The sequence below is a fragment of the Hafnia paralvei ATCC 29927 genome (assembly GCF_001655005.1).
GTDB lineage: Bacteria > Pseudomonadota > Gammaproteobacteria > Enterobacterales > Enterobacteriaceae > Hafnia > Hafnia paralvei.
Genome location: NZ_LXET01000013.1, coordinates 198,655 through 214,018, shown reverse-complemented (window position 1 = coordinate 214,018; position 15,364 = coordinate 198,655). Strand labels below are relative to the sequence as shown.

Genomic DNA, 15,364 nt, shown 5'->3' with positions numbered 1-15,364 from the left:
ACTCCTTATGACTAAAATTGATTACCTGATGCGTTTGCGCAAGTGCACTACCTTAGACACTCTCGAACGCGTGATTGAAAAAAATAAGTATGAACTTTCCGACGATGAGCTAGAGACCTTCTACTCTGCGGCAGATCACCGTCTGGCAGAGCTAACGATGAACAAGCTATATGACAAGATCCCAGCGGAAGTGTGGAAGTATGTACGATAATTAAGACGAAAGAGTCATCATTTAAGAAATTATCCTTATTTATTATTTAGTCATTATTGTCATCAATTGGATTATCCATCGATGATTCTCCATTTGTACATGTGTATCTAAGAATAAGTGCTATTGTTTCTGGCACAACAAATGAACGTAGAAAAAGGCCAATATCATTTATATACACTGGCCTCTTTGCTATTTATTACTATTCACCTGATAAATTTGTACTTCGGCTTGTACTTCGGCGTAGCCTGTCGAGATCGACTGCTTTATCCTTAATATCATTAAGCTTGGTTTCAGCGGCTACCTGCCTCATGTCGTTTTTTGCTTTTGGTGATAGGATGCACTTACCACTAAAACAGCCGCCCTTATACTTAACCCTATCTCAGTAAGAGAGCCCCCACCCTCTGAACTATCTCAATTTCTGAGTGTGATAATACTTTCATTTAATATTGATCTGATACGTTATCAACGGTGTCACCTAGGCGCGTTACAGCATTAGCGATTTCTGTAAGACGATAATGTCACCACTGCATGGGCACGCAGGAAAGCTAGACTATCTAGTTTGAGGTATCTGGAGTGGAGATTTCGGGACGCAAGTACTACCGATGTAGAAGCTTAGAGAAACAAACTGGAGTATTGATTGGCTTTTAGGTCGCCCTAAATGGGTGGAGGCCCTGCCAGCTACATCCCGGCACACACGTCGCCTGCTGCGGCTGCTTCCTTCCGGATCTGACCGAGTTCACAAGTTAGCGTTGCGGGAGAACCAACAGAGCCTCCATTGATGAGCACCTGAGTTAAAACCAAACAACTTCAGTGCGGGGGCATTATCAGTGATGACCGCGCGAAAAGCAAGGCTCTGGCGACCGAACGTCGTTTTATTAAACAACCGTTTTATCCCACCATTCCTTATGGCAAACTGACCTTAGATAATGGATGACTGAATCGAAAATCTATCCCCTATGCCAAACGATACTCCCCCTGAAGATAATTTTCGCCAACGTGTGTTGATGACTATCCACGCCGTTCCTTATGGAAAAGTGGCCACCTATGGGCAAATTGCCCGCCTTGCGGGGTCATCGCGCGCCGCACGGCAGGTTGGCGGTATTCTGCGGAAACTCCCTAAAGGCTCCACACTCCCGTGGTACCGCGTTGTCAACCGCACAGGAAATATCTCACTTGTCGGGTCTGACTACATCCGCCAGCGCACCGCCTTGCAGGATGAGGGGGTTACTTTTAATGCCAATGGAGTTATCGATTTAGCTCTTTATGGCTGGGATCCCTCCAAGCCATAAAAAAAACCTGCCTCACTGGGCAGGTTTTTAACGTCAGCCAAAGCCAAATAAATCAGTATTAAAGAGGTGATGCGCCTACAGACTTAGGTTTTTCACTCAGAACCGTTGCTGCACCATCAGCAGAAATAGGAACCAGCACCAGATCTTTCTGAGTACCCGCATTATTGTTCACGACTTCATTCAAAGTATCGGTGATAAACACCAAGCGGCCATCAATTTTAATTGCCGCACTCAGATTGATACGCTGATTTGGCTGGATATCCTGTGGGTTATACGGCAGCACAAAGTTGTATGGAGGCTGTTTGCCATCGGTGCGGAATACTTTCTGTGACAGAACGCGCGCTGGCGCATCGGCCAAAGAAACGTCTGCTAAGGTGACAGTCACTTCAGCATTTGGCGGCAGTGCGATACGTTGACGAAGATTAACGCTACCACGTACTGCTGGACCGCTAATCTGCGATGCATCTGCAGTGATTTGATTACCCGGAGCAGGTGTCGGTACGTCAGCAGCATTCGAAGAACAACCCGCTACTGTTGCCGTCATCAAAACACCACCTACAATTTTCCAGAGTTTCATCAGTTCGGTCTCCTTCCTTTTATTTTTGTTGCCGGATGTGGAATATAAAAATGCGATTCACCACAGCCGACATAGGTCACCTAAAGTAGTTTGTTACGCTACGATACTTTATAAGCATGGCATAAACGGCTGACTTTTCCAGTTTTATCTACTTTACATTAACAATTTCAGATAATTGAACCCTCTAAACAAGACTGAAAACGTTAAACGGTTTTGTGGTAATTTCTGCCATAATTACGCAAGCGATGTGCGCTACCCTCCCACATTGCTTACGCACTCTGTTTTCAACACGGATTAATTAGGATCTCATTCATGAGTCAGGCATTAAAAAATTTACTCGATCTGTTAGATCTGGAAAAAATAGAAGAAGGGATCTATCGCGGGCAGAGTGAAGATCTTGGCTTACGTCAGGTTTTTGGTGGTCAGGTCGTCGGACAAGCATTATATGCTGCAAAGCAAACCGTACCTTTGGAACGAAATATTCACTCTTTCCACAGCTATTTCCTACGTCCTGGTGATAGTAGCCAACCCATTATTTACGATGTAGAAAACCTTCGCGACGGCAATAGCTTCAGCGCCCGCCGCGTCAAAGCCGTACAACACGGCAAACCTATTTTCTATATGACAGCCTCTTTCCAAACCGCCGAAGAAGGCTTTGAGCATCAGAACGTGATGCCAGAGGTTCCAGCTCCTGAGTCGTTAAAATCCGAATCAGAAATAGCCAACAGCATGGCGCATTTAATTCCCGAATCCGTACGCGAAAAATTCACCTGCGAAAAGCCGCTGGAGATGCGCCCTGTCACTTTCCATAATCCCTTAATGGGTACGGTTGAAGAACCTATCCGCAACGTCTGGTTCAAGGCTAATGGGGAAATGCCGGACGATCCTCGTATTCATCAGTATTTGCTTGGGTACGCATCTGATTTCAATTTCTTGCCCACGGCGTTACAGCCGCACGGTAAAGGTTTTTTAGAACCCGGTATGCAGGTTGCCACGATTGACCACTCAATGTGGTTCCATCGTCCATTCCGTCTAGATGACTGGTTGTTGTACGCCGTTGAAAGTACTTCAGCATCCGGAGCTCGTGGCTTTGTCCGTGGGCAATTCTATAACCGTGCCGGTGAGTTGATTGCGTCTACAGTGCAGGAAGGGGTTATTCGTCAGCGTTCATAATAAGTAAGAACGTAAAAGGGCGCAGTTCATTTTCTGCGCCCTTCTTCCAATAAAACAAACGTATTATTGGTTGTAAGCATTCTCACCGTGGCTATTTACATCCAAACCTTCACGCTCTTGATCTTCTGGCACACGTAGCCCAACGCAAACATCTGCAATCTTGAAAGCAATCAGCGCCGCCGCACCGGACCAGACGATACAAATTGCCACGCTGAGCGCCTGTACTCCGAACTGGTGCCCCATCGTCACGCCCTCCGCGTAGCCCGTTCCACCGAGCGAGGTTGCTGTCAGAATCCCCGTGGCTAAGCATCCGACGATACCGCATACCCCATGCACGCCAAACACGTCGCAGGTATCATCGACCTTCAACCAGCGTTTCAGCATGACTACGCCCCACAAACCAGCGACACCAGCAATCAGCCCCAGTAATAACGCGCCCCCCACACCGACTGTACCTGCCGCAGGCGTTACTGCCACCAGCCCAGCGATACAGCCAGAACACGCGCCTAACAGAGAAGGCTTACCACGCGTCATCCATTCGACCAAAACCCAAGACAAAATTGCTCCGGCAGTGGCCACAACCGTATTCACGAAAGCCAGAGCAGCAATTTCATTGGCAGCGCTTGCTGAGCCTGCGTTGAACCCAAACCAGCCAATGTACAGCACCGCGGTGCCCATGAAGACCATCGGCAGGTTATGTGGTTTAAAAGCTTCTTTACCAAATCCGGCGCGTTTACCCAGAAGATAAGCGCCAACCAGCCCTGCAATTGCCGCGTTAATGTGCACTACGGTGCCGCCTGCGAAGTCCAGCGCGCCATCAGTTGCCAGATAGCCGCCGCCCCAAACCATATGCGCCATCGGAATGTAGGAGAAGGTGAACCACAACACGGCAAAGATCAGCACCGCAGAGAAACGAATACGTTCTGCAAAGGAGCCCACGATCAAACCCACGGTAATACACGCAAAAGAGCCTTGGAACGCAACGTGGATCATCTTGTAAAACGAGCCGGTTAAATCCGTTAGGCCAATGCCTTTCAGCATCACTTCATCAAAGTTGCCAAAAATGGCGTTACCAGAACCAAATGCCAATGAATAACCATAAACAACCCACAGCACGCAAATTGCGGCGAAAGTGACCATGACCTGCGTCATCAGCGACAACACGTTTTTAGAACGCAGTAGCCCGCCATAAAACAGGCCAATGCCGGGGATGGTCATAAACAGTACCAATGCGGTACAAATCATCATAAAGGCGTTATCGGCCTTATCTGCCACGGCTGGAGCCGCAGCCATTGCGACACCGGGTAGTAATGAGGCACTCCCCAGACCCAAAGTGGATAAGCGTATTTTCATTATTAATCCATCCCTATCTGTGTGAGTTATTAATTACAGTGCCGCTTCATCAGTTTCGCCGGTACGAATACGAATGACGCGCTGTAGTTCAGCAACAAAAATTTTTCCGTCGCCAATTTTTCCGGTATAGGCAGATTTGCTGATCACATCGATAACTTCATCAAGTTGATCGTCAGCAATAGCCACATCAATTTTGACCTTGGGTAGAAAGTTGACGTTGTACTCTGCCCCACGGTATAGCTCGGCATGCCCTTTCTGGCGCCCGAATCCCTTAACTTCGGTAACCGTCAGCCCTTGGATCCCGACAGAGGAAAGTGCTTCGCGTACGTCTTCCAGTTTGAACGGCTTTATCACCACAGTTACCAGCTTCATACAGCCTCTCCTCAAATGATCCTGAATAATTTCGTTAGCGAATTAATATGAGCAAAGCCTATGCCAACTTTATAGAAATCAGTTTTGCGGGAGAAAACACTAGTTTTGGTGCAAAGAAAGAGAGCAGGCAGCAGATAAAACGTGAGGAGTTTCGCAAAACTGCACCAATAGTGTGCAGTTAGGAAAATGACGGTGCGTTTTTTTTACACAAACTATTTTTACATCACGCGGTGACTATCTGCACCACAAAGACCCAAAGATAGATTGTAATAATCAGGGGAATCAAAAAGAAAAGCCGATGTTATGAATAATCATCGGCTCTATGCTGCATTTCAAAAAGAGGGATTAGATGGTCGGTGGTTCCTGACTCAGCCCCGCGGCTAAAGCTTCGCCCACCAACTGCAACTGATGCATCTGATAATAACGCCCCTGCGTTGCTAACAGTTCATGATGCGAGCCTTGTTCCACGGCATGGCCACGATGCAACACCAAAATAGAATCTGCATCAACAATGGTAGAAAGCCGGTGAGCAATCACAATCAGCGTTGTTTGCTGGCGAATAACATTCAACGCCTTCTGAATTGCCTGTTCAGTGCCGGAATCAATGTTGGCCGTAGCTTCATCCAAAATCAAAATCTGCGGCGCTTGCACCAGCACCCGCGCCATCGCCAACAGCTGCTTTTGCCCTACCGATAGGTTATTCCCTTGCTCACCGAGCTGAGTTTGGATACCGTTCGGCCAAGTCCTGACCAGAGGTGCTAGCTGAACATCCTCAAGCGCTTTCCAAACCTGAGCTTCGCTGATATCTCGTCCTAGAGTCACGTTGTTCATCACCGATTCAGCCATAACAACCGGATCCTGCTGCACCATAGCCACGCCTTCGCGTAACACCTGATGGCTCAGCGTTGGGATTGGGCGTCCGTCGATACAGATCTCTCCGCCACTAACCGGATAGTATCCCATCAGCAAATTCGCGAGCGTCGATTTACCACTGCCTGTATGCCCTACCAACGCAACGAACCCGCGGGAAGCAATATGCAAATTGATATCTTGCAGTACAGGACGGCCTTCGCGATAGGCAAATGTTACGTTATTAATATCCACACGCCCGCTTTGCAGCGGCTGAATATCACCACCATAATTCTGCTGTGCATCGTCCATCAGTTCAAAAATACGCTCACCCGCCACAACGGCCTGTTGCATCATAGATTGCTGGCTCGTGAGCTCAATAAGAGGCTCATTCAGGCGGCTTAGATAATTGATAAAAGCGTAAAGAACCCCAACGCCAATCGAACCTTCAGCACTAAAACCAAACATCATCAGCAGACCGCAGAGGATCATGGCCGAAAACAGGCTGAGCAATGGACGCAGTAAAAAGCCTTCCAAACGAAGCGTTTGCATACGCGCTTGATAGTGAGAACGGCTAACCGCCCCCATTTTTTCACCAAATCGAGCCTGCTGACGAAATTGCTGGATCACGCCCATGCCGTTAATGACTTCGTTGAAGCCGTCATTGATATCCGCAAGATAGCTACGCACACGACGCACGACCGGCGTGCTGTAATGCTGATACACCGCCATCACCACAAATACCGCTGGGAAGATGCAGATAGAAATCAGCGCCATTCGCCAATCTAGCGTAAACATTGCCACCAGCATGGCGCCAATCAGCGCAGCGCTTTTTAACACGGTCGCGACTACGGTGACATAGAGATCTTTGATAACCTCGGTGTCATTGGTTACTCGGGAGATAAGCTGACCTACTGGCTGGTTGTCAAACGCAGAAAGAGGCTGACGCAGCGCGGCATCCATCACATCGGTTCGCAGTTGCTGTACTACACCCACCGCGGCACGATTGAACAACAATGCCTGCGCATACTGTAAACCGGCTGCAGTAAATTCAAGCAGCAGGTATAACACCGCTAATCCAACGACTAAACCCAGTCTGAGATCGCCTTTGGCCACCACATTATCGATGAAATAACTGATAATGATTGGCCCACAGACCTCTGCCGCTGCCGCAACCCAAAGCATGACCACGGCTATTGCCAACGGTTTTTTGTAGGGACCACCGTAAGCCAGTAGACGTTTCAGCGTCGGCCAGAGCTGTTTGATATTACGCATTATCTGGCTCCTGAGTCTGAGTGTCTGGCTCATCAAGCTGAGCTTCTATTTGTTGGAAGCGATGCATATCGCGATACCAACCGCTTTGCTGACTGAGTTCAGTATGCTGACCACGTTGAGCAACCACGCCTTGCTGTAAGACCAGAATTTCACTCGCTTCAGTGAGTGCAGATAGGCGGTGAGCGCTAATAATGACGGTTCGGTTCTGCCCCCACTCGCGCAAATTATGTAGGATCTGATATTCCGTCCGACCATCAACCGCTGAAAGTGCATCATCCAGAATCAAGATCTCGGCATTAAGCAACAGAGCACGCGCAATAGAGATGCGCTGTTTTTGTCCCCCCGAGAGCATCACCCCGCGCTCCCCGACTTCGGTTTGGTATCCTTCTGGTAAACGCAGAATGTCCTCATGCACGCTAGCCAGCTTAGCGACGCGCTCAATGTCTTCCTGCGTGGCATCCGGCTTACCCAAAGCGATATTCATCGCCACAGAATCAGAGAACAGGAATGGCGTCTGGCTGACGACCGCCAATCGGGTACGCCATTCATCCAGACGCAGTTCACGTAAAGAAATACCATGGAAACTGATTTCTCCCCGATCGGGGTCGAACTGGCGCTGGATCAGCGAGAGCAGCGCACTTTTCCCCGAGCCCGTTGGCCCGCATAGGCCTAACATCTGCCCAGGCGCGAGGTTAAAGTTCACGTTATGCAGCACGGGATGAGTGTCTTCGCTGTAAGCAAAGCTTTCAACGTTAACGATCAGCTCACCTCGGCCTTCTGGCAGCGTTTTGTCACCATCAGTCACGGTTGACTGCTCCGATAGCATGCTGCGAATACGGCTGTAGGCAGCGCTTCCACGCTCAACGATGTTAAACATCCAAGCTAGCGCCAACATTGGCCAAATCATCAGCCCGAGATACATCACAAAGCTGGTCAATTGGCCTAAGGTTAGATGCCCATGTATGACCATCACTCCGCCGCCGCCAATGGCCAACAGGTTAGCGCAGCCAATCGCGATGAAGATAATCGGGTTAAAGCGCGCATCGACTTTCGCCACATGCATATTGCGCGATCCCGCTTCCGCAGCAACCTTGGCAAAGCGCTTAGATTGGTGGTTTTCAAGCCCGAAAGATTTGATCATGCGAATACTGGTTAAACTTTCCTGCGCCTGATCGTTCAGCATCGAGAAAGCGGCCTGAGCAGACTTAAAACGTGAGTGAAGCTGCTCGCCCTGATGTTTAATCACGATGGCCATGATTGGCATCGGAATAAGCGATAAGAGAGTGAGTTCCCAGCTAATCTGAGTGCTCATGACGAATAATACCGCCAACCCCATCACCAGAGAGTCCACCAGCGTCAATACCCCTTCCCCAGCTGCAAAGACGACACGGTCAACGTCATTAGTCGCTCGAGCAATCAAATCACCGGTACGATGGCGCTGATAAAATGACGGCGCCTGATTGCTCAACTGACGATAGTATTTTTCACGCAGCTCAACGGCGAGCAGATAAGAAGCACCGAATAAAAGCACGCGCCAAACGTAGCGCAATAAATACACCACCACCGCAATCGCCAATAAGATAGCGATCCAGAACATAATGGTGGTTCCAGACATATGCTGTTTCGATACGCCGTCAATCACAATCCCCACGATGCGCGGCGGCACCAGTTGGAGAATAGCAATCACGACTAATAAAAGTACGGCTCCCAGATATCGCCGCCATTCACGGCGAAAATACCAGCCTAATTGGGCAAATAATCTCACGTAGTTTTATTCCATAACCCGCTGCGGGCTCTGATTTATCCCCGTAACACTCCAAGTTGCATGTGCGTTGGCTGCGTTTGTTCACCTTAGTCATAGAACTATCTATGCCGCTAGGGACTCAACAACTTGCCGCCTTCCTGCAACTCAAATTATTTAGGGCATACATGCTGTATATTTAAACAGCACTAGGATAACACCGATAGGAAACGTAGGTAACCGCCTGATGGGCAATTTGTCCGTTTTTATTCGCCGACAGGCAAAATCGTGGTGCTTTTGATCTGTTCCATCGCAAAGCTAGAGGTCACGTCACTCAAGCCTTTCACCGCATTAACTAATCGCTTATAAAACGCATCATAGCTTTTCATATCAGCGACTTGCACCTGCATCAGGTAATCGTATTCACCCGCCATACGATAAAAGGCCAGAATTTCAGGCATGTGCTCAACCTGCTGCACAAAATGGTGATACCACTCGCTGCTATGATGCTGAGTTTTAATCATCACAAAGGCGGTTAATCCCAAGCCAAGCTTATCTTTATCCAGCAACGCGACTCGCCCGACGATGTAACCATCGTCTTCTAAGCGTTTGAGGCGCTTCCAGCAAGGTGTCGAAGTGAGGTTGACCGCATCAGCCAGTACCTGCAACGACTGGGTGCAATCGCGTTGCAGTAACGCCAGTAGTTTTCGATCTGTTTTATCTAACATATATCGCTTCTGGAGAAATATTTTCTCTTATTAGGCCAATATGAAGTCTATATAGCAACTTATTTTTCTGCAAAAGCAGATAGTCTTAACGCATAAGTTCTGACCGACTCACACAGGCCAATATCATGAACAACACTTGGGTAAAGCACGCTATTAGCGAGATAGAAGCTGATTTCCAACGTTCCGCGGATACACATCTTATTCGTTTGAATCTGCCGACATTTCCAGGCATCTATCTGTATCTCAAAGACGAAAGTACTCATCCAACCGGCAGCTTGAAACATCGTCTGGCTCGTTCGTTATTTTTATATGGCTTGTGCAATGGCTGGATCAAAGAAGGCACGACGGTCATCGAAGCGTCCTCAGGCAGTACGGCGGTCTCAGAAGCCTATTTTGCTCGTCTGTTGAATCTGCCTTTCATCGCCGTTATGCCCTCGTGCACTGCACGTAAGAAAGTCGAACAGATCGAGTTTTACGGTGGACGCTGTCATTTTGTCGATCACGCCAGCCAGATCTATGCCGTTTCAGAACAGTTGGCCAAAGAGCTCAACGGACATTACATGGATCAGTTCACCAATGCCGAACGAGCAACGGACTGGCGGGGTAATAATAATATTGCCGATAGTATTTTCCGCCAGATGGAGCGCGAACCTTACCCTGTTCCCACCTATATTGTGATGAGTGCAGGCACAGGTGGCACATCAGCAACCTTGGGCCGCTATATCCGCTACCAAGGGCATCCAACCCATCTGATGGTTGTCGATCCGGAAAACTCCGTGTTTATGGATAGTTATTTGCAAAAAGACCGTACGATTACCGGCACCTGCGGCAGCAAAATTGAAGGCATCGGCCGCCCACGCGCCGAGCCATCATTTATACCAGAAGCTATCGACAGCATGATGCGCGTTCCCGATGCTGCCAGCATTGCAACAATTCACTGGTTGCAAAAAGTACTCGGTCGTAAAGTCGGCGCCTCAACGGGCACCAATATGTGGGGCGCGCTCGATTTAGCACGTCAGATGCGAGAGCGTGGTGAAAAAGGCTCAATCGTCACCCTGCTGTGCGACAGCGGAGAACGCTATTTAGAGACTTATTACGATGCGGGATGGGTGAACGCCAACATCGGCGACTTGAGCCAATATAGTCAGCAGCTAGAGTCGTTGTAAGGTCAACGTTTATACGCAAAAAAACCGGACAGCTGCATGCAATATGCGGCTGCCCGGTGGCTGAAAAAGAATCCTCGTTATTCGGGGGAATGGTGAGGTTTTTTAGGTGAACTCAGCCAAGTATTCAACTGTTTAGCCACCGCCTGATGCTGGCAGTGGCCGATAATCTCTAAATGCGGCAGACTTGCCTTAAGCTGCGGCAATGCATTACCCATGATGTAGCCTTTTCCCACCATGCCAAGCATTTCTCGGTCGTTCATTGCATCACCAAATGCCATACAGTCAGCAAGATCGATATCTAAATGGTTGCACAAGTGACTTAGCGCCGAGCCTTTATTTGTCCCTTTTGGCAGAACCTCTAAGCAATCGTAGGCAGAAAAACAAAAATCGACAGCGTTGCCAAAATGCTGCAGTAGGCGAGCCTGCAATTGTATTAGAGCGTCATGATCGCCACAGAAGCAGATTTTACTGATGCCAAAGGCGGGCAATGAACGCAGCGGCATAATTTTATAACCAAATCCATTTTCCGCGTGGGGCGTTAACAATTCAGGAAGTTCATTCGTAGTAAGCCAGCCATCATCCCTAAATACATGCATCGAGGCGTCAGTGCCCCAATGCGAATGCAACACTTCTTGCGCAATTTCTGGCGAAAGATCCTGAGCAAAGAGATTATTCCCCTCGCAGTCGTGAACCCGGGTTCCATTGCCGGTGATCATGTAACCATGCAGTCCTAAACGGCGCGCAATGGTTCGAACTTCAAGGAAATGGCGACCGGTCGCAAAAGTCAATGCAACGTTTTGTTCAAGCAAGCGATGCAGCGCATCTAAGGTTTCAGCGCCAACTTGATGATCGGGCATTAATAGAGTGCCATCCATATCAAAGGCAGCTAAACGAACCATACCGAAACCTCTTTTTGTGACCGAGATATTGAGTGACTCAGTATGGCGTGGCATTTACGGAACTAATAGTGAACAATTAAAGAAAATTGTTCAGGATTTAGCGATGCGACTGTTACAAAGGCTCAGTCAATATCAACGTTTAAATCAGTTCGCCGGTGATGAGCCCATTTCCACCACCGTGGCTGAACTGGCGAGTGTCTTTTGTTGTAGCGAACGACATGTCCGTACCCTGCTTACCCAGCTACAAGCATTAAAATGGCTGGAATGGCATGCAACGGCAGGCCGTGGCAAACGAGCCCGCCTCCACTGCTTAATTCCAGAACAGCAACTGCGCGCGACTCTCATGCAGCAATTGCTGAAAATTGGCGATCACCAAAATGCATTGAAACTGGCCGAGCGCGATCCTAGCCATTTGAATGAACTGCTGATGCCTCATCTGGGCGGCCAGTGGGATTCCGATCTGCCCACGCTACGTATCCCCTACTACCGTACGTTAGAACCCATCGTCCCTTTGACGCTCACTGGGCGAGCAGAGCAGCATCTTGCACATACTATTCATGCAGGACTCACCCGTTTTGTGACCGGTAATCCTATTCCTCAGCCGGATTTGGCCCATCACTGGCAAACCAGTAGCGACGGTCTACGTTGGCAGTTTTTGCTACGCAGCGATCTACGTTGGCATAACGGGCAACCGATATCCGCAGAACAGCTAGTACAAACTTTAGAGCATCTGCGTTCGCATCCACGCTGCGGCAGTTTCCTCGATAGCATTGAGCAGATCTCATTGCCCCATGCACTCTGTCTCCGTTTTACATTAAAGCGTCCGGACTATTGGCTAGCCCATCGTTTAGCCGATATGCTGTGCCTGCTCCCTCATCCTGATTTTGCTGAGATCGGGGCAGGACCTTTCCGCCAAATCAGCTCGTCAGATATGCTAATTCGGCTTGAGCAGCACAGTAGCTATCATCTGCACCGCCCTTATCTACATGCCATCGAATATTGGATCACATCAAGCCCCGATCAATTGTCCGTTGCCCCCAGTTGCCAACACCCAGTAAAAATCACTATTGGACAATACGAGGAGTTAGACAGCGTACGTCCGGTACAACGGAGTACCAGCGTGGGCTTTTGTTATATCGCTATCAATCAAAAACGAGGAAAACTCACCGAGATACAAAGACGCTATTTAACGACGCTCATCCGCGAAGAGAATACGCTGAACCAATTGCCGATTGAGAATGGTTTGATCGCACGTAGCAGTGAAATGTTGTCTGGTTGGCCATTACCTGAACCAACCACTGAGCCCGTCAGTTTGCCGCCAAAACTCACATTACTCTATCACCCTCCCGCTGAGCTCACCGCGCTCTCTGAACGCTTACAGGAGCGCCTTGCTCAAGCGGGATGTGAACTGGAAGTTCGCTTCCATGATGGCAAACGCTGGGAATCACGCGAACAGTTTGAAGATGTTGACATTGTTTTAGGCGATCGACTCATCGGAGAGTCACCGGAGATGGCACTGGAAAACTGGCTGAGAGTCGATATTCTCTGGCAAGCCATTTTGAGTCACACCGAGCAGTTACAATGTCGTGCAGTGCTTGATGACGTGCAACTCATCAGCGATGAAACCCTGCGACACTATGCTCTTCGCGATTACTATGCCCATCTGATGCAGCAGGGCATTATCATGCCGCTGTTTAACTATCAGTATCAGATCAGCGCGCCCCCAAGAGTTGAAGGCGTGATCCTCACCGCTTACGGATGGTTTGATTTCAGCCAAGCGTGGGTGCCAGCACCAACAGATTAAAGGTCAGGCTGTTCATCCCTTCACGCAGCCGTTACCATATACTGAACCGATTTAAATTATAGATAGCGCAATGGCAGGCAATTTTTTGTCTGCCTCTGTTTTTTTGAACTATAGAGGTAAGGCGATGAAACGCGCGGTGGTAGTATTCAGTGGCGGTCAAGATTCCACAACTTGTCTGATTCAGGCATTAGATCAATATGATGAAGTGCATTGCATCACATTTGATTATGGCCAACGCCATCGTGCCGAAATCGACGTGGCGCGCGATCTCGCTATTAAACTGGGTGCTTCGGCACATAAAGTCTTGGATGTGGGTTTACTCAATGAACTGGCTATCAGCAGCCTGACTCGTGACAACATCCCCGTTCCCACCGAAAGCGAAGACGGTATCCCAAACACGTTCGTACCAGGTCGAAATATTCTGTTTCTCACGTTAGCCGCAATCTACGCCTATCAAGTTCAGGCAGAAGCAGTGATTACGGGCGTATGTGAAACCGATTTTTCTGGCTACCCAGACTGCCGTGATGAGTTCGTTAAGGCTCTCAACAAAGCGATTACGCTCGGTATGGCACGCGACGTTCGCTTTGAAACTCCGCTAATGTGGCTGAACAAAGCCGAAACTTGGGCCTTGGCCGATCATTACCAAAAACTGGATCTGGTACGCCGAGAAACGTTGACCTGCTATAACGGTATTCAGGGCGACGGTTGTGGCGAATGCGCAGCCTGCCATCTGCGTTCTCACGGGTTAAATGAGTATTTGGCAAACCAAGCAGTCGTCTCCGCCAGCCTGAAAGAAAAGACCGGTTTATAACATTTACGAAGCCGCTATGTTTTTTACACTGGCGGCTCAGCCAATGTCCCTTCACTTATTTCCGCTCAATTCCAGCAAGCGATCGCGTAAGGCCCCCTCTAGGGGCAACGCTTTTTGCGTTTTCAGATCGGTGCACACAAACGTTAATGCCGCATCAATAATGATTTCATTATCGGATGTACGGGTAATCTTTTGATTTAAAACACCGCTTCGACCATTGAGCTGATGAAGTTTGCTCTCAACAATTAACTCATCATTCAACACTGCACCGCGACGATAGTTAATATTTAGGTTCACTACCATAAAAGCAATGGCTTCTTTCATCATCCACTCAAAAGCACCATGGTCTTCAAGCCATTGCCAACGCGCTTCCTCAAGGAATTCTAGATAGCGAGCATTATTAACATGCTGATAGACATCTAAATGGTATCCCCTAACCTTAATGATGGTTGCATTGCTCATCGTTCGAATGGCCTTTCAAAATAATCTCTATTTCATCTGAGGCAACCGTGATAAATCACGGCCACCTCCCCAGCGAGGCTTAACGCTTAGCGCACTATTGAAAGTAGCAGAGTGTTAAAAAACCAAACTGGTTAGACCACTGATTTTTGTGCTCGATCACAATTTTAAACGATCACGGTTACGTTCAATGAGAGAAGCGCCAATGCCTTTAACTTCCTCTAACTGCTCGATCTGAGTGAAAGCACCATTTTTCTCACGATACTCAACGATAGCCTGTGCCTTCTTGAGCCCGACGCCATTCAGCACCGTCGCCATTTGCTCTGCGCTAGCAGTGTTAATATTGACGCTGGTTCCCGTTATACCTGACGAACTCTCTTTAGTCGCTGGCTGTGGATCGGCCGCCTTTGGCGCTTGCTCTACGCTTGGGGAAACCGGCCTGTTTGTGGTTGCAGACTGAGCTTGTGACGGCAGCAGTAAAGCCCCTGTCAGCAACATCCACACACTGAATAAAGACACCATCATACTTTGTTTTTTCATGCTGAAATTCTCCTGTTATGTGTCAGCGGGCACAGGGTGCAACAGGGCAAAAAACATCACAAATAGCATTATGCAGATATGGAAAAGGCCGCATAAGCGGCCTTTTGTTATTGCACC

15 protein-coding genes and 1 other RNA gene are annotated in these 15,364 nt (G+C 48.6%); 6 read left to right on the top strand and 10 right to left on the bottom strand.

All coding sequences use genetic code 11. The features are described 5' to 3' along the window. Window positions 1-7: 7 nt before the first annotated feature. Window positions 8-211, top strand: coding sequence for an HHA domain-containing protein (locus M988_RS05355; RefSeq protein ID WP_004091739.1), 204 nt, complete (start codon window positions 8-10; stop codon window positions 209-211). A 669-nt stretch (window positions 212-880) separates the two neighbouring features. Here M988_RS05355 and ffs read toward each other — a convergent pair. Beyond that, an RNA gene (gene ffs, locus M988_RS05350) (signal recognition particle sRNA small type) lies at window positions 881-977 on the bottom strand. A gap of 190 nt (window positions 978-1,167) precedes the next feature. On the opposite strand from ffs, the gene M988_RS05345 reads away from it, so the two are divergent. Beyond that, complete coding sequence (locus M988_RS05345; protein ID WP_008814253.1) at window positions 1,168-1,500, top strand: MGMT family protein; 333 nt, start codon at window positions 1,168-1,170, stop codon at window positions 1,498-1,500. A 58-nt stretch (window positions 1,501-1,558) separates the two neighbouring features. Here M988_RS05345 and M988_RS05340 read toward each other — a convergent pair whose 3' ends face one another. Continuing rightward, a complete protein-coding gene (locus M988_RS05340; protein ID WP_008814254.1) occupies window positions 1,559-2,077 on the bottom strand; it encodes a YbaY family lipoprotein in 519 nt (172 codons plus the stop codon). A gap of 312 nt (window positions 2,078-2,389) precedes the next feature. Here M988_RS05340 and tesB point away from each other — a divergent pair, with 312 nt between their 5' ends. After that, window positions 2,390-3,250: an acyl-CoA thioesterase II gene (tesB, locus tag M988_RS05335; protein ID WP_008814255.1), complete on the top strand. Its 861-nt coding sequence runs from the start codon at window positions 2,390-2,392 to the stop codon at window positions 3,248-3,250. A gap of 63 nt (window positions 3,251-3,313) precedes the next feature. On the opposite strand, the gene amtB is transcribed toward tesB, so the two are convergent. The 5 genes from amtB to M988_RS05310 all read right to left on the bottom strand — a co-directional run bounded on the left by amtB (window position 3,314) and on the right by M988_RS05310 (window position 9,568). Beyond that, window positions 3,314-4,603, bottom strand: coding sequence for an ammonium transporter AmtB (amtB, locus tag M988_RS05330; protein ID WP_039188520.1), 1,290 nt, complete (start codon window positions 4,601-4,603; stop codon window positions 3,314-3,316). 33 nt (window positions 4,604-4,636) lie between these two features. Beyond that, window positions 4,637-4,975 (bottom strand): P-II family nitrogen regulator, encoded by a 339-nt coding sequence (gene glnK / locus M988_RS05325; protein WP_004091732.1) that lies wholly within the window; start codon window positions 4,973-4,975, stop codon window positions 4,637-4,639. Between the two features lie 345 nt (window positions 4,976-5,320). Continuing rightward, window positions 5,321-7,099, bottom strand: coding sequence for a SmdB family multidrug efflux ABC transporter permease/ATP-binding protein (locus M988_RS05320; RefSeq protein ID WP_064573174.1), 1,779 nt, complete (start codon window positions 7,097-7,099; stop codon window positions 5,321-5,323). Continuing rightward, complete coding sequence (locus tag M988_RS05315) at window positions 7,092-8,864, bottom strand: SmdA family multidrug ABC transporter permease/ATP-binding protein (RefSeq protein ID WP_064573172.1); 1,773 nt, start codon at window positions 8,862-8,864, stop codon at window positions 7,092-7,094. The genes M988_RS05320 and M988_RS05315 overlap by 8 nt, the downstream gene beginning before the upstream one ends. Before the next feature lie 242 nt (window positions 8,865-9,106). Continuing rightward, complete coding sequence (locus M988_RS05310; protein ID WP_004091728.1) at window positions 9,107-9,568, bottom strand: Lrp/AsnC family transcriptional regulator; 462 nt, start codon at window positions 9,566-9,568, stop codon at window positions 9,107-9,109. 125 nt (window positions 9,569-9,693) lie between these two features. On the opposite strand from M988_RS05310, the gene M988_RS05305 reads away from it, so the two are divergent. Further along, on the top strand, window positions 9,694-10,734 hold the full coding sequence (locus M988_RS05305; RefSeq protein WP_008814259.1) for a PLP-dependent cysteine synthase family protein: 1,041 nt from the start codon (window positions 9,694-9,696) through the stop codon (window positions 10,732-10,734). 77 nt (window positions 10,735-10,811) lie between these two features. Here the strand turns inward: M988_RS05305 and cof are convergent, their stop codons facing one another. Next, the gene (gene cof, locus M988_RS05300; RefSeq protein ID WP_008814260.1) at window positions 10,812-11,633 is read right to left on the bottom strand and encodes an HMP-PP phosphatase; all 822 of its coding nucleotides are present in this window, start codon (window positions 11,631-11,633) and stop codon (window positions 10,812-10,814) included. 103 nt (window positions 11,634-11,736) lie between these two features. On the opposite strand from cof, the gene M988_RS05295 reads away from it, so the two are divergent. Both M988_RS05295 and queC read left to right on the top strand, forming a co-directional pair. After that, window positions 11,737-13,437 carry an SgrR family transcriptional regulator gene (locus M988_RS05295; RefSeq protein WP_008814261.1) on the top strand — a complete coding sequence of 567 codons (1,701 nt, stop codon included), beginning with the start codon at window positions 11,737-11,739 and terminating at the stop codon, window positions 13,435-13,437. Window positions 13,438-13,561: 124 nt separating this feature from the next. Beyond that, window positions 13,562-14,248 carry a 7-cyano-7-deazaguanine synthase QueC gene (queC, locus tag M988_RS05290; RefSeq protein WP_020303632.1) on the top strand — a complete coding sequence of 229 codons (687 nt, stop codon included), beginning with the start codon at window positions 13,562-13,564 and terminating at the stop codon, window positions 14,246-14,248. 51 nt (window positions 14,249-14,299) lie between these two features. Here the strand turns inward: queC and M988_RS05285 are convergent, their stop codons facing one another. Both M988_RS05285 and M988_RS05280 read right to left on the bottom strand, forming a co-directional pair. Beyond that, window positions 14,300-14,710, bottom strand: a complete 411-nt coding sequence (locus tag M988_RS05285; RefSeq protein ID WP_064573170.1) for an acyl-CoA thioesterase — start codon at window positions 14,708-14,710, stop codon at window positions 14,300-14,302. A gap of 156 nt (window positions 14,711-14,866) precedes the next feature. Next, window positions 14,867-15,247 (bottom strand): ComEA family DNA-binding protein, encoded by a 381-nt coding sequence (locus M988_RS05280; protein WP_008814264.1) that lies wholly within the window; start codon window positions 15,245-15,247, stop codon window positions 14,867-14,869. Window positions 15,248-15,364: the final 117 nt, after the last annotated feature.

Excerpts from the sequence above, each read along its gene's own strand:
- M988_RS05345 (WP_008814253.1), top strand. The coding sequence starts at position 1,168 with ATGCCAAACGATACTCCCCCTGAAGATAATTTTCGCCAACGTGTGTTG.
- M988_RS05305 (WP_008814259.1), top strand. The coding sequence starts at position 9,694 with ATGAACAACACTTGGGTAAAGCACGCTATTAGCGAGATAGAAGCTGAT.
- M988_RS05295 (WP_008814261.1), top strand. The coding sequence starts at position 11,737 with ATGCGACTGTTACAAAGGCTCAGTCAATATCAACGTTTAAATCAGTTC.
- glnK (WP_004091732.1), bottom strand. The coding sequence starts at position 4,975 with ATGAAGCTGGTAACTGTGGTGATAAAGCCGTTCAAACTGGAAGACGTA.
- M988_RS05340 (WP_008814254.1), bottom strand. The coding sequence starts at position 2,077 with ATGAAACTCTGGAAAATTGTAGGTGGTGTTTTGATGACGGCAACAGTA.
- cof (WP_008814260.1), bottom strand. The coding sequence starts at position 11,633 with ATGGTTCGTTTAGCTGCCTTTGATATGGATGGCACTCTATTAATGCCC.
- M988_RS05320 (WP_064573174.1), bottom strand. The coding sequence starts at position 7,099 with ATGCGTAATATCAAACAGCTCTGGCCGACGCTGAAACGTCTACTGGCT.
- queC (WP_020303632.1), top strand. The coding sequence starts at position 13,562 with ATGAAACGCGCGGTGGTAGTATTCAGTGGCGGTCAAGATTCCACAACT.
- M988_RS05285 (WP_064573170.1), bottom strand. The coding sequence starts at position 14,710 with ATGAGCAATGCAACCATCATTAAGGTTAGGGGATACCATTTAGATGTC.
- tesB (WP_008814255.1), top strand. The coding sequence starts at position 2,390 with ATGAGTCAGGCATTAAAAAATTTACTCGATCTGTTAGATCTGGAAAAA.
- M988_RS05310 (WP_004091728.1), bottom strand. The coding sequence starts at position 9,568 with ATGTTAGATAAAACAGATCGAAAACTACTGGCGTTACTGCAACGCGAT.
- amtB (WP_039188520.1), bottom strand. The coding sequence starts at position 4,603 with ATGAAAATACGCTTATCCACTTTGGGTCTGGGGAGTGCCTCATTACTA.
- M988_RS05280 (WP_008814264.1), bottom strand. The coding sequence starts at position 15,247 with ATGAAAAAACAAAGTATGATGGTGTCTTTATTCAGTGTGTGGATGTTG.
- M988_RS05355 (WP_004091739.1), top strand. The coding sequence starts at position 8 with ATGACTAAAATTGATTACCTGATGCGTTTGCGCAAGTGCACTACCTTA.